Below are 13,977 nucleotides of genomic sequence, written 5' to 3' on the forward strand. Positions count from 1 at the left end.
AAATGCCAAAGGGCAAAATTTTAGTCGTTGATGATAGTCCACTTGTAAGAAAATTAGCAGAAGTCTCCCTTGTTGAAAACGATTATGAAGTTTATACAGCAGAAGATGGAGAAGAAGGATTAAGAATAGCTAGAGATGTTAAACCAGATTTAATATTAGTTGATTTTATAATGCCTAAAATGACGGGCTCCCAATTTTGTAAGTTCCTAAGAGAAAATGAAGATTTAAAAGATATTCCAGTGATTTTAATTACAGGTAAGGGTGAAACTGTAGGTCAAACTTTTATTGAAAAATATGGAGTTCTTGATTATTTTATTAAACCTTTTAAGTCTGAGGATCTTCTATCAAAAGTGAACTCAATTATAGGAAAAACTGAAAAAAAAGAAACAGAAATTCCAGAAACTTTTATGGAGGAGTCTATCTTAGAAACAAGTAAAACGGAGGAAATAATTTCTCAGCCTGAAGAATTACTTTTACAGCCAGAGAAAGAAGTTGTATCAACTGAAGAGAAAATAGAAGAATTGCCTTTTAGTGATATTTCTTTTGAAATGTCTTTAGATCACATTGAAGGAGAACAAAAAGATGAGGAAGAACAAATAGAAATAGTAGAACCTGAAGAATCAATATCACTTGAGGAATTACAAGAAATATCTAATATTCCATCCTTTAGCATTGAAGAAGAATTTGAAATAGAAAAATTAGAAATACCCGAGAGCTTAGAATCAGAAGATAAAAAAATAGAGGAATATCAAATACAAATGCCAGAACCTGAACTTGGAAGGGAAATGGAAACTAAAAACATGACATCAGATGAAATTTTAGAGAGATTTTCTATTCAACCTGAAATTCCTGAAATTAAAGAATTAATAACAAAAGCTACAACAGAAGAAGCAAAATCAGAGCAATCAAAAATCATCTCAGAACCTTCTATTTCTATTCCTAACATTGAAAAGATAATAAATGATAAACTTGAAAGTTTTATATTAATGATTTCATCTACTATAGAAAATTCAATAGAAAGTATCTTAAAAAAATATGATTTAATTAAGGAGTCAGGGAAAATAATAAGTGGACTTATTGAATTTTTTGGGGTTAATGAGATTTTTAGGCTGATTACCTCCAAAAATCTTACAGGACTCATTTCTATTTTTACAAAAGGCATATCTTATGAATTTCTCTTAGTTGAAGGCAAAATAGTTTATAGCATATCATCATTGCAAAAACAAAAAATAGGAAATAGATTATTTATTAATCTTTCAGATGAAGAAATTGAAAATTTAATAAGAGAGAATATAAAATTTTTAACAAAGGGTATAAAAGGAACTTTTATTTTTGAATTGAAAAACATGGAAGATTTAAATGATTTAGTATCAAAAAAACGATATGATTTACAAAATTTTTTTAATAATGTATAATTAAAAAATTGGGGAGTGAAAATGGCTAAAATTCTAATTGCAGAAGACTCAATTACAGATGCTAAGTACATTGAATCTATATTAAGAGATGCAGGTTATAACGAGCTTTATTTCGCTAATGATGGCGAAGAGGCTGAAAACCTTTTAAAACAAGAAAATTTTGATCTAATAATTTTAGATGTGGTTATGCCAAAGAAAAACGGATATCAACTTTGTCGGGAAATCAAAAAAAATGAAAAAATGAAAGATATTCCTGTTATTCTAGTCACTTCAAAAAAGGAAGAAACCGACAAAATGTGGGGAAAAATGCAGGGTGCTGATGAGTATGTAACCAAACCATACGAACCAATTGATCTTTTAATGGCAATAAAGAAATGTCTGAAGAAATAAAAAAAGAAAAAGAGAGATATTACTGTGTCTTTGGAGTTGGAGAAAGAGAGTTTCTTGTTCCAAAAGATTCTGTAGTTCAAATTCTTGATATAACAAAAATATTTCCTATTCCTGGCGCTCCTGACTATATCGTTGGGGCTATACCGGTAAAGGGTAAAATAATTCCCGCAGTAGATTTAACTAAAATTTATAACATTGAAAGATTAACATATTCTGATAATAAATTATTGGTAATTGAGGTGAAAGGAGAAAAAATAGGAATCCTATCGGACATGACTCCTTTCTTTGTAAGCTTTGAGCAAGATATAGTAGTAGAAGATTTTATTGATCCTGATAAATTATTTGAAAAACTAAAGGTAGAGTCAAAGTCTAACAAAAACAATGACAATAAGTAGTGATGAACTCATAAAATATTTTCTTCTGGAAGCCGAAGATTATATAAACACCTTAATTGAGGGTATTGAAGAACTTGAAGCAAAAGGTTATAATAGGGAAACAATACAGTCGCTTTTTAGAGTAACACATACACTAAAAGGTTCTGCTTCACTTGTCAAACTGGAAAACATAACCAAACTCTCTCATAAGCTTGAAGATTTTTTTGAAGCTTTACTGCACGACGAAATAGAATACAATAACACCTTTATTCAATACATTAAAAGAATAATTAATTCTCTCGTAACTTTAATAAATGAAGTATCTAAGAATAATCACGAAGTAAGCGAGCTTGATCCAGAACTTCTTGAGATTATTGATAATATTCTTCAAACAAAACAAATACCGACAACACAAGAAGTTTCAGAAACATTTAGCGTTCTGCCTGTAATAAATACTGTAAGAATTGATCTTGGAATAATAGAAAATATTCTTAACTCCTTAGGTGAAGTTCTTATACAGAAAAATGCTATTACGGATAAAGAAAGAGATTTAATAGAAATAATAGAAGAAATATCTAATAGTGGAAAAAGACTTCTAACTGAAATAACAGATTTTTCAGATAGATACTGGTTAACATCTAAAGATAAAAGTCAAAAAATTACAGATAGCTTTTTTGCTGATTTCAGCGACCTTCAATTTGATCGCTATGATGAATATCACATATTATTAAGAAAAATACAGGAAATAAGTAATGACATCACTGAGGGAATTAAATCCTTAATCAATTTTTCAGAAAATTTGTCATCTCATTTTAAAGCAATTACCCAAGAAATCAATTACTTACGGGATAATCTAATTGAAATAAGAATGATACCTGCTGGAAAACTGTTACATAGACTTTCTGAGGCAGTTAAAGATATGGTTGATGACATTGAAAAACTTGTTGATATTGAAATTAAAGGCTCTGAAATAAAACTTGATAAACCTATTTTTGATGCTCTATATGAACCTTTAATTCATATATTAAGAAATGCGGTTCAACACGGCATAGAAGCTCCAGATGAAAGGATAGAAAAAGGCAAAGACAAGATTGGTCATATCCAGATTAAAGTGTCTAAAGAAGGGAAAAATATAAACATCGCAATAACTGACGATGGAAGGGGAATTGATATTGAAAAAATTAAAGAAAAAGCTTTAGAAGATGGACTAATACAAGAAGACAAAATATCATCGCTGTCTAAAGAAGAATGGTTATCATATATATTCTCTCCAGGTTTTTCAACTGCCAATCAAATTGATTTTATAAGTGGCAGAGGTATGGGATTAAATATAGTAAAGACAGCAATTTCTAAACTTAAAGGAAGTATAGAAGTTTTCTCAGATATAGACAAAGGAACAACATTCTTAATTAAAGTGCCTCAATCTTTAAGTATAAGTAGTCTTTTAGTATTTCGTTCATCTAACTTGGAATATTCAATTCCTCTTAATTATGTTGAAGAAATATTAGCATTGGAAGATTATCCTGAAATATGGAAAAATAGGACAATTAATTATAAAAACAGGAATATTCAAGTTAAAGTATTTTCAGAAATTTTTACATCCACAAATGGTAAAAAACCTAAAAAGGGATTCATAATTGTATTTAATTTTTCAGGTATTAGAAAAGGACTTATTGTGGAAGATATTTTAGGGTTTGAAGAAGCAATTGTAAAAAACTTTGGAAAATTCCTTGAAGGTTTAACTCAGTATCTTGGATATTTCATCTCAGGAAAAGGAATTCCTCGGTATGTGATTGACCCTCTTAAGTTATTCGAAGAAGAATTTATTTTTACAACAATGTATGATAAATTCTTTGAAAAATCTATACCACATACAGGAGCTGTTCTTATAGTTGATGATTCAATAAGCGTGAGAAAATCATTGCAAAACATTTTAGAAGCCAAAAAAGTAAAAGTTATCACAGCAAAGGACGGTACAGAAGCATTAAAACATCTTGAACAAAAATCTGTTGATCTTGTGATAACTGATCTTGAAATGCCTATAATGCATGGCTATGAACTAATAAGCAGAATAAGAAAAGATGCAAGATTTAAAGATTTACCAATTATAGTTCTTACTTCAAGGGGTACAAAAAAACATGAAGAAAAAGCTTTTGCTCTTGGTGCAGATGGATATATTGTAAAGCCATTTGACGAAAAAACAATATCTAATGTACTTCTAAAATTTGGTCTAATAAAAAACGAACTAAATTTCTAACTTTTTAATTTCTTTGTTTTTACCCTTTAATTATGCCTTAAATCTTTCCGATACCTCTACTAATTCTTGTGATGTATCTGATAGAGTTTTGGACAATTCTGTAAGTTCAGCAGCAATTTTAGCGGTGTTTTCAATAACAGTCTGAACTCCTTGAACAGATACAACCTCAGCTTCTGTAATTTCTTTCTGTTTTTGAGCTGATTCGTTAATTTCAACAATAATCTGTCCAATTCTTTTTATTATAGAGTCAATTTTTTCAAAAATTTCTGTAGTTTGACCAACCATCTGTGTTCCTGTTTCAACATAATTAGTTTCTTCTTCAAGATTTTTAGTAACTATCATTGCTTCTTCCTGAATTCCTGCAATAATATTTGCAATATTCTGAGATGACTTAGCTGTTTTTTCAGAAAGCCCTCTAATTTCATCAGCTATAACAACAAAGCCTTTTCCTTGCTCTCCTGCTCTGGCAGCCTCAATGGATGCGTTAAGTGCCAAAAGATTTGTCCTATTTGCAATTTCACTAATTAAAGTGGTAATTGTTCCGATTTCCATTAACCTTTCTGAGAATAATTTCATTCTTTTATTTATTCCCATAACTGCTGTTCTAATAAGTTGCATACTGTTAATAGTTTCGGTTACTATTTCATTTCCCTTAATAATCGCATCAAAAGCTTCCTGCGATATTTCTGTTGCAGTATTAGTCTTTTCACTTGTTTCAGTAGCAATTTTTTCTGCCTCTTGAATCAGCAATACTAGCTTCTGTATTTCATCCTTCTGTATTTCAGAACCTTCTTGCAATTTTTGAATAATATCATTCAAAAAGATACTTTTTTCACCTAAGTCTTTAGCAGATTTTTTTATTTCCTTCACAAGTTCGCTCAATCCTTCTGTCATTAGATTAAAGGCATCTGCCATAGAACCAAATATATCAGGTGTGACTTCTGCTCTTTTGGTAAGGTCTCCCTCAGAGGCTGCTGTCATAATTTGTAGAAATTTCATTATATTATTTTGCATCTCTCTTTTTTCCTCTTCAGTTTGAACAATTGTTGAAATTTTATCCATCATTTGATTAAAAACTTCAGAAATTTTTTCAAATTCATCACCTGTTTTTAGCTTGATTCTTTTTTCAACATTACCCTTTCTTATTTCCTCCATAACTTCTTCCATTGTTGATAAAGGAGACACTACATTATTTCTAAACCAAAAAACATTAAAAGTTGATATAGCTATTAATACTAACAAAAGGATAGCAAAAACAGGACCAAATTGAATGAGAGTATTAAGCAGTCCTATTTTTTTGACAATATAATCCTCACCATAAATAATAGAGCCTGCCACATGTAATCCACCTAAAATAAACAATGATGACACGATTACTGAAACATTAAATACTATTAGGAATTTTCTGTAAAGTCCCTTTGGAGCTTTCACGACTTTTGTAGGCATAGTTCATCCTCCTAAAAATTCTAATTATAAAACTATGAATAAAAAAATATAATTTTGTCAATCCCTTATATCCCTATTACCTTACCTGTTTTTAAATCCACATCTATTGTTCTAAAATTTGGACTCGATGCTGTTCCTGGCATTAAGCTTATTTCTCCTGCAATTGGAACAATAAGTTTTGCTCCATAAAATATTAAAACATCTTTTATGTATAACTGCCATCCCTTAGGCACTCCCCTTAATGAGGGATTATCCGAAATACTTAAATGAGTTTTAGCTATGCATATTGAAAAATCCGCAAACTCTTTATGAGAATTGATAGACTGAAGTTTTTCAAGTGCTGCAGGGGAGAATTCTACAGAATCTGCTCCGTATATTTCTCTTGCAATAAGCTCAATTCTGGAAATAAGGGGCAAATTGTTTTCATAGAGAAAACGAAAATCTGAACTTTTTTTACTTACATCAACTATAATATCTGCAAGCTCTAAAGCTCCTTCTCCGCCTTTTTCCCAATGTTCTGAAATCGCTACATGTATTCCCATATCACTACAGTATTTTTTTATAAATTCAAGCTCCTCTTTAGTGTCAGAATTAAATTTATTTATGCAAACAACTATCTGTATTCCAGATTTTTTAACTATTGTTACATGATGCAAAAGATTTTCAATTCCTCTTTCAAGCCACTGTATGTTTTTTTCAAAGTATTCCTTTGGTATAGGATTACCTGGAATAATTTTAGGTGCATTTTTGTCTGCTCCGTGATATTTTAAAGCTCTAACTGTCGCGACTATAACTGCAACATCTGGTTTTAGTCCAGAAACTCTACATTTAATATTCCAGAATTTCTCAAATCCAATGTCAGCACCAAATCCAGCCTCTGTAATATGATAATCACTTAGCTTTAAAGCAACAAGGTCAGCAATAATTGATGACTGACCAATTGCTATATTTGCAAAAGGTGCTGCATGGACAAATACTGGTTGTCCTTCAATAGTTTGAATTAGATTTGGATTTATAGTGGGAAGCATCAATGCGGTCATAGCTCCAGAGATTTCAAGGTCTTCTGTTGTAATAGGCTTTCCCGTTTTAGAGTAAGCAACTACAATTTTGTTTATTCTTTCTCTTAGGTCTTTCAAATCCTTTGATAAACTTAAGATTGCCATTAACTCCGATGAGGTGGCTATGTCAAATCTTGATTCCATTGTAACTCCGTCTTTTTTTCCACCTAACCCAATAACAATTTTTCGTAAAGCCTGTGCGCAAAAATCAATAACCCACCCCGTTTGGACTCTTTTGGGATCAATATCAAGACGATTTAAACCTCTTCTTTTGAGAGCTTCATCAGAGTAGTTTGCTTCATGAAGCATTCGCGATGTCAGGGCAACCATTGCAAGATTATGGGCATTAATAATTGCATTTATATCGCCTGTAAATCCAAGAGAAAACTCAGTTCTTGGAATGCACTGCGAAAGCCCGCCACCCGCTGCTGTTCCCTTTATATTCATTAGAGGACCCATTGAAGGTTGCCTTATAGCGCAGGTAACTTTTTTTCCTAATCTTCCTAAAGCTTGAGTCAAACCAATCGTTGTTGTTGATTTACCTTCTCCAAAGGGAGTTGGAGTGATTGCAGTTACAATAATATATTTACCATTAGGATCGTTTTTTATTCTTTGGTAAATTTTGGCATAGTCTATTTTCCCAATGTAATATCCATAAGGAATTAATTCTTCTTTTTGTATGCCAAGTTCCTCAGCAAGCTGAAATATGGTTTTCATATTCTTTTCAGCTTCTTGAGCAATCAGCCAGTCAGGAGAAGCATTAGGATTGGGCAACATAAAGACTCCGTGTAATTTTTATTTTTATTCTGTTGGGTTTTCTACATCTCCAAGATAATCCTTTAATTTTTCCATCAAGGAATCTGGTAAAATTTCATCATATAGTAACGCATTCATTTCTTCCACAGTCATTTTTTCTTTAATTTCTCTTGGCAACATTCTTACTATCATAACTCTCTCAGGTAAAGGTCTTTTTTCTTCCATTCTTGCTCCCCCCTTTTTTAACATGTTAAATGAAAAGCACCCGCTACTTTTTTCCCTTGTTCAATAAATTCATTAAACAAAGAAACAGCTTTATCAGTTTCAGCTACATATGTCTCTATTTTCTTTTCTCTCAACTGCTTAATAAGGCTATCTTGTACCATCATTCTTCCATATGCTCCTGTGCCAACAACCAGAATTTCTATATCTCTCTTTAAAACTTCATTAAGGTCATCCATACATAAAGCATGTCCTTGTTTCCTCCACCATGATGGAAAGATGCTATCAGGAAAAACTATTAAATCAGCTGTATATTCGTTGTTATCTATAATCATCTTTCCAAAGGAGTAATGTGTAATGCGCACCATAATACCTCCTAAAATTCTCCTATTTGGCGGGAGTGTGTGGGAATCGAACCCACCTTGCCCGCTCCTCACAGGCAACACTGGATTTGAAGTCCAGGAGGGACACCAGAGCCCCATACACTCCCGATATTGAATTTTACAGAAATTCTAAAGATTTTTGCAAAGCCTTGATTATTTCCCAAAATAGAGATAGACAATTATCAAAAGATGTTTGACCCTATTTAAGTCAATTTTTTATGAAAATTATCCTCTATCTCCTCCGATTTCTTCCCTTTCGTAACAAACCTGCTTTTTTAGAATATATCAGCCTTCTTTGTCACTCTATCGTCCAATCCCTTTTTATCTTTGTTAACTATTAAATGCTATTGCAGAGCTTGATGGGACTCTCTCTATGCCTATGCTCTCACTTAATACTTTTGTCCTACTGTTCTTTTGGGCTTGAAAATTAGAAGCTTTTGCTTTATCGTATTGATATGCTCCTTTTTGTATAATCTTTCACCCAATGGGTGAATTTTTTACTATTATACACAAAGGAGCTTTCTTATTTTTTTATTATCCTTATCGCCATTTTAGGGTTATAGTCTAAATTAGCCCATTCCCAAGTATTATTGCGATTGCTCGCATGGCTTCGGCTTGGGTCAGGTTTAGTATCCGAAGCAATCTCAAAAAAGTTCGCTTCACTGTATTTCCAATCACAGGCTTACACATGTTTTATGCGTTAGAGAAAAATCGCTCGCTTTAGATGTTATAATAAAAAAATTGAGGTGTTTTCATGTATTTTGGAAAAGGGTGTGGATGTAAAGGAAGATTTAAAGAATGCGGATTTAAATGGACTCAAGCAAGACAAGCAATTATTGATATTCTCTCCTCTAAAGGTGGGCATCTAAGTGCTGAGGAAATTTTTCTTGAAGTAAAGAAAACCCTTCCGGGAATCGGTCTTGCAACAGTTTACAGAACTTTGGAACTTCTCAAAGAGATTGGAATAGTAAGAGAATTTGACTTTAAAGATGGAAGAGCCAGATACGAATTTATTGTGGGAAAAGAAAATGTTGAGCATTATCATCTTATTTGCAGAATCTGTGGAAAAGTGATTGATTACGAAATAGACAAAAGTAAAGAAAAAGACCCCCTTCTGGAGCTTAAAAAAACTCTTTCAGAAAAATTCAATTTTTATATTGAAAGGTCTGATATCCAATTTTTTGGTCTTTGCGAAAACTGCAAAAAATTAACAGAAAAATAATTGTAAGTTGACATTGTTAACAAAAATGTTAACAAAATATATTTAATGAAACTTTTTGAACTTAGAGAAAAACTTAATAGCAAAAACTTTTTCACTTTAAGAGATATTTCTCAAGTACTCAACATTAAAGAAAATTCCGCACGAGTATTATGCACAAGATATGTAAAGAAGGGATTAATTATAAGAGTAAAAAAGGATTTCTATATCTTTTTTGAGAAATGGCAGTCTTTTTCTAATTTAGACTTTTTTAAAATAGCAAATTTTCTCCAAGTTCCCTCTTATATTTCTCTTATGACAGCACTTTCTTTTTATGGCATTACAACTCAGGTTCAAAAAGGTATTTATGAATCTGTTTGTTTAAAGAGAACTAAAAAGTATGAATTGAAGGATAAAACTCTCTACTTCTATAAAATTAAACGGGAGCTTTATTTTGATTTTGTAAAATATGATGATTTTTTTATTGCAACAAAAGAAAAGGCTTTTATTGATGCAGTTTATCTAAGCAGTTTTGGAAAATACTCCTTTGATTTAGAATCAATTGATTTGGAAAAGTTAGATGCAAAAAAAATTGATGAAATCGTAAGCAAATATCCAGTAAAAACTCAAAAAAAGCTAAAGGAAATATGCAAGATTTAATTTTACAAGAAAAATTTGAATTGGAAGTGTTAGATAAACTTAAAAGTGGAAGATTTCTTAATTATCTCATATTTACTGGTGGAACAATGCTAAGGTTATGCTATGAACTCAATAGATTTTCAGTTGACTTAGATTTTTGGTTTTTTAAGAAAATTGAGGTTGAAGATTTTTTTTATAAACTTAAAAATTTTCTACAACATCAATATGAAATTAAGGATGCAGAAAATAAATATTACACGATTCTCTTTGAAATAAAGGCAGAGACATATCCAAGAAACCTGAAAATTGAGATAAGAAAAGAGATTAAGAACATTCAAACTGAATTTGCAATTGCCTACAGCAAGTATTCAAATATTCAAGTTCTCGTAAGAACACCAACTTTAAAGGAAGTTATGAAAAACAAAATAGAAGCATTTCTAAGTAGGGGTGAAATAAGAGATGTCTTTGACATTGAATTTTTAGTTAAAAAAGGAATTGAGATAGATGCGGAAAAGGAAAAACTTGAAAAAATGGTGAAAATGATAAAGGGTCTCAGCAGAAAAGATTATTCAGTAAAGCTTGGTTCAATTGTAGAGCCTGAATTTAGAAAATACTATGTGAATGAGAACTTCAAAATTTTACTTAATAAAATTTACGAAAGACTAACGAAAAATTAAAAAAGAAAGCAGGCTTCCTACTGTAACCACATATAAGATGTTGATTTTTCCGTATAAAGCAATAAAGCATACAACCGCTATGGCAATTTTAATAAGACTCCAGTCAACACTTTGTATGAACTTAAACAGTGCGAAAAGAAGAAGTCCTGAAAATGATGCAAGAAGTCCTTTTTTTGCTCTTAAAAATAGTTTAGAATGTTTTATTTTTTCTGAAAGTTCTGTTGCCAGCGATAGAATTAAAAAAGATGGAGCAAAAACAGAAACTGTAGCTACTGTGGCACCAACAAACCCTTTCATTAAATATCCAACAAATGTAGCTGTAATAACAATAGGTCCAGGTGTTACCTGCCCAAGCGCAATTCCATCCATAAAAGTTTTTCCATCAATCCAATCAAGTCTTTCAACAAACTCATGAAGCATAAGTGGTAGTGAGGCATATCCGCCTCCAAAGGCAAAGAGGTCAATTTTCATCATGGTAATTGATAAATTAAAAAGCGTTTTATCTAAAAAATAAAGGATAATTAAGCCTAATATAACCAAAACAAAAAGAAAAGTAAGTCCTTTCAAGGCAAAAGGCTTAGTTTCATTGCTAAGTTCAGTTGATTTATCTTTAAAAATAATTTGAGATACAAAGGCACAAACAACAATTATTAGAAATGGGTTTATTTTTATAAGAAAAAGGACAAAGGCAAGAAATGCAATGAAAATCTCCCCCTTTGATTTTATTATTGGTCTTGTAAAGCTGATAAATGCATTTGCAACAATTGCAACAACAATAACCTGAAGTCCTGTAAAAATTGCAATTGCCTCTTGAGTTGAATGGGTTTTTGCATAAAGGGCTGATAAGATAAGCATTAGAATGAAGGCAGGAAGAGCAAAAGCAGAAAAGCTTGCAAGTCCTCCTAAAATCCCTGCCTTTTTTAGTCCAACATATCCTGCTACTTGAACTGCAGTTGCACCGGGAATTGCTTGAGCAAGAGCAACTCCTTCTTGAAAGGTCTTTTTGTCAAGCCATCCCTTTTTGTCAACTGCAAGCTCCTTTATGTATGCAACCATAGCAGGACCACCGAATGCAGTAAGTCCGAGCTTAAGAAAAGAGAGAAATAGCTGTAAAATCATTTTCCTCCTGCAATTGGCGGGAAAAGACTTATTTCATCTCCATCTTTTAAGGAAACTGAAAGTTCGTTTTGAATTATTCCGTTTAAGATAATTATAAAGGGCTTTTTATTAAGGCTTAAAGATGTAATTAAATCTCCTAATGTGAGGGGCTCAGATGTTTCAAAAATTATATCTCCCTCTTCAGTTTTTTGAAAATCCTTTAATGTTGTAAGTCCACCAAAAAGTTTAACTATTACTTTCATCTTAAGTGCATATGTATGTGCAAGTGCAGGTAAGAGCCTGCACTTGCACTTTTTATCTAATTACCAATTAAAGAGTTGGTCAAGCTCCTCATCTTTAACCATGAAGACTACATTGTGAGGAGGAAATGGCTCTTTGTAGAAGAATCTCGGAAGCCTGTCATGCTGTTTTGTAAATCCTGCACGAGCATTAAAATCTCTCTCAAATTTAAGAACTTTTTTGCCATACTCAACTACTTCCTTGTCTGTCATGCTCCATCCATAGAAGCTGTTTATCATATCTAAAAGTGCTTGATTTGTTTCTGGCTGGTCAAGCAGTGCAAAAGCAATGAAAAGACACATACCTGTTGAATCAATGAAGGCTGTTGCAATCTGGAGATTTCTTGATAAGTCAACCTGTCCTTCAGGTTTAAGTGGATCAACAAATCCTCCTGTCTTCAAAACATTCAGTGCAATTGAGTATCCAGCAGTATGGTCTGCACCCATTGGGCTTGTTGCATAGGTTACACCAACTCCTTGAACTGCTCTTGGATCATAGGCTGGAAGTGCCTGTCCTTTTACAACTGGAACTCTCTCAACTCCAAATGCCTTTCCTGTAAATGCTGCACCGTTTCCAATAATTCTTCCAAGATGCGTTCCTTTTCCAACCTCATGCAAAAGATTTATTGCACCATCTGCATCTCCAAATTTGAGAAGTCCTGCCTCCATTGCAACTCCAATTGTAGCTCCCATCTCTATTGTATCAACTCCATAGTTGTCACAAAGGAAGTCCATCATTGCAATTTTATCTAAATCGTCAATTCCACAGTTTCCACCAAGTGCCCATACTGTCTCATACTCTGGCTGTTTTGTAAGATAGTGTCCGTCTTTGTCATGATAAATTCCAGAACAACGAATAACGCATCCACGATGGCATCCATGAGTTGGATTTCCACCCCTTTGTTTTTCAAGCTCTGCCTCAACCTCTCCACTTATCTTTCTTGCACCTGCAAATCTTCCTTCTTTGAAGTTATATGTTGGATATGCTCCAACTTCATTAATTATATTTGTTAAAACATTTGTTCCATATGCTGGAAGACCTTGCCCTGTAACTGGATGTTTCTGAAGTCCAGCAACAAATCTTTTATTTGCATCCTTGAATGCCTCTGGATCTTTTGGCTGTCTTATAGTTGTGCCTGCATCATCAAGCACAATTACTTTAACTCCCTTTGAACCCATAACAGCTCCAACTCCACCCCGTCCAGCGTGACGAGTTGGTCTTAACTCCATATCTGTCACTGCAACAGAGGCAGCACTCATTTTCATCTCTCCTGCAGGTCCAACTGATATGCATGCAATTTTTTCCCCAAACTCTTGTTTAATTTTTTCAATCAAATCATAGTTTGGAAGCATCTTGATTGAGTTGTCTTTAATTACTCTAACTCCGTCTTTGTTTATGTAAATTTTATATGTATCATCTCCCTTAGGCTTTCCTTCAAGAACAATTGCTGCATATCCAAGTCTTCCCATAACCTGTCCAGCCTGTCCACCTGCGTTTGCCTCTTTAATACCACCTGTTAGCGGACTTTTGCATCCAACAGAAAGTCTTCCAGACATAGCCGCTGCTGTTCCACCTAAAAGTCCACAGGCAAAAACTATTTTGTTGTCAGCACTTAATGGATGGCATAGTGGATCAACTTCTTTTGAGATGATTGCTGATGTGAGTGCTCTTCCAGCCAATCCTTCATACTCGCCTAAATCTTCAACTTTTACAGTTGGTTCATCAGTACTCATGTTGATTCTTAAAATTTTCATATCCCACCTC

Annotated in this window: 14 protein-coding genes and 1 tRNA gene; 7 read left to right on the forward strand and 8 right to left on the reverse strand. The window is 32.8% G+C overall.

Annotated elements, in window-relative coordinates; translation table 11 throughout:
• The first annotated feature begins 2 nt into the window (after positions 1–2).
• From ACYQ3P_RS05390 to ACYQ3P_RS05405, 4 genes are read left to right on the forward strand one after another with little or no spacing between them, the layout of a single operon-like run.
• Positions 3–1,415: a response regulator gene (locus ACYQ3P_RS05390; protein WP_460176918.1), complete on the forward strand. Its 1,413-nt coding sequence runs from the start codon at positions 3–5 to the stop codon at positions 1,413–1,415.
• A gap of 21 nt (positions 1,416–1,436) precedes the next feature.
• On the forward strand, positions 1,437–1,805 hold the full coding sequence (locus ACYQ3P_RS05395; protein ID WP_460176919.1) for a response regulator: 369 nt from the start codon (positions 1,437–1,439) through the stop codon (positions 1,803–1,805).
• Positions 1,790–2,200 carry a chemotaxis protein CheW gene (locus ACYQ3P_RS05400; RefSeq protein ID WP_460176920.1) on the forward strand — a complete coding sequence of 137 codons (411 nt, stop codon included), beginning with the start codon at positions 1,790–1,792 and terminating at the stop codon, positions 2,198–2,200. Before ACYQ3P_RS05395 ends, ACYQ3P_RS05400 begins: the two co-directional genes overlap by 16 nt.
• Positions 2,187–4,436, forward strand: coding sequence for a hybrid sensor histidine kinase/response regulator (locus ACYQ3P_RS05405; RefSeq protein ID WP_460176921.1), 2,250 nt, complete (start codon positions 2,187–2,189; stop codon positions 4,434–4,436). Before ACYQ3P_RS05400 ends, ACYQ3P_RS05405 begins: the two co-directional genes overlap by 14 nt.
• A gap of 30 nt (positions 4,437–4,466) precedes the next feature.
• Here ACYQ3P_RS05405 and ACYQ3P_RS05410 read toward each other — a convergent pair whose 3' ends face one another.
• From ACYQ3P_RS05410 to ACYQ3P_RS05430, 5 genes are all read right to left on the reverse strand, one after another.
• Positions 4,467–5,882, reverse strand: a complete 1,416-nt coding sequence (locus ACYQ3P_RS05410; RefSeq protein WP_460176922.1) for a methyl-accepting chemotaxis protein — start codon at positions 5,880–5,882, stop codon at positions 4,467–4,469.
• A 65-nt stretch (positions 5,883–5,947) separates the two neighbouring features.
• Complete coding sequence (locus tag ACYQ3P_RS05415) at positions 5,948–7,717, reverse strand: formate--tetrahydrofolate ligase (RefSeq protein ID WP_460176923.1); 1,770 nt, start codon at positions 7,715–7,717, stop codon at positions 5,948–5,950.
• A gap of 24 nt (positions 7,718–7,741) precedes the next feature.
• Complete coding sequence (locus tag ACYQ3P_RS05420) at positions 7,742–7,945, reverse strand: hypothetical protein (RefSeq protein ID WP_460176924.1); 204 nt, start codon at positions 7,943–7,945, stop codon at positions 7,742–7,744.
• Positions 7,939–8,286: an Mth938-like domain-containing protein gene (locus ACYQ3P_RS05425; protein ID WP_460176925.1), complete on the reverse strand. Its 348-nt coding sequence runs from the start codon at positions 8,284–8,286 to the stop codon at positions 7,939–7,941. The genes ACYQ3P_RS05420 and ACYQ3P_RS05425 overlap by 7 nt, the downstream gene beginning before the upstream one ends.
• Before the next feature lie 24 nt (positions 8,287–8,310).
• Positions 8,311–8,408: transfer RNA gene (locus tag ACYQ3P_RS05430), tRNA-Sec, on the reverse strand.
• 647 nt (positions 8,409–9,055) lie between these two features.
• On the opposite strand from ACYQ3P_RS05430, the gene ACYQ3P_RS05435 reads away from it, so the two are divergent.
• The 3 genes from ACYQ3P_RS05435 to ACYQ3P_RS05445 are packed head-to-tail and all read left to right on the forward strand — an operon-like array spanning position 9,056 to position 10,815.
• A complete protein-coding gene (locus ACYQ3P_RS05435; protein WP_460176926.1) occupies positions 9,056–9,523 on the forward strand; it encodes a Fur family transcriptional regulator in 468 nt (155 codons plus the stop codon).
• A 45-nt stretch (positions 9,524–9,568) separates the two neighbouring features.
• Positions 9,569–10,159 (forward strand): type IV toxin-antitoxin system AbiEi family antitoxin domain-containing protein, encoded by a 591-nt coding sequence (locus ACYQ3P_RS05440; protein WP_460176927.1) that lies wholly within the window; start codon positions 9,569–9,571, stop codon positions 10,157–10,159.
• Positions 10,147–10,815, forward strand: coding sequence for a nucleotidyl transferase AbiEii/AbiGii toxin family protein (locus tag ACYQ3P_RS05445; RefSeq protein ID WP_460176928.1), 669 nt, complete (start codon positions 10,147–10,149; stop codon positions 10,813–10,815). Before ACYQ3P_RS05440 ends, ACYQ3P_RS05445 begins: the two co-directional genes overlap by 13 nt.
• Here the strand turns inward: ACYQ3P_RS05445 and chrA are convergent.
• From chrA to ACYQ3P_RS05460, 3 genes are read right to left on the reverse strand one after another with little or no spacing between them, the layout of a single operon-like run.
• Complete coding sequence (gene chrA, locus ACYQ3P_RS05450) at positions 10,801–11,934, reverse strand: chromate efflux transporter (RefSeq protein WP_460176929.1); 1,134 nt, start codon at positions 11,932–11,934, stop codon at positions 10,801–10,803. The two genes, ACYQ3P_RS05445 and chrA, sit on opposite strands and share 15 nt — an antisense overlap.
• Positions 11,931–12,176 carry a MoaD/ThiS family protein gene (locus ACYQ3P_RS05455; RefSeq protein ID WP_460176930.1) on the reverse strand — a complete coding sequence of 82 codons (246 nt, stop codon included), beginning with the start codon at positions 12,174–12,176 and terminating at the stop codon, positions 11,931–11,933. Before ACYQ3P_RS05455 ends, chrA begins: the two co-directional genes overlap by 4 nt.
• Positions 12,177–12,236: 60 nt before the next feature.
• Positions 12,237–13,967 carry an aldehyde ferredoxin oxidoreductase family protein gene (locus tag ACYQ3P_RS05460; protein WP_460176931.1) on the reverse strand — a complete coding sequence of 577 codons (1,731 nt, stop codon included), beginning with the start codon at positions 13,965–13,967 and terminating at the stop codon, positions 12,237–12,239.
• Between the last annotated feature and the right edge of the window lie 10 nt (positions 13,968–13,977).

It is taken from the genome of Thermodesulfovibrio hydrogeniphilus, assembly GCF_054657355.1.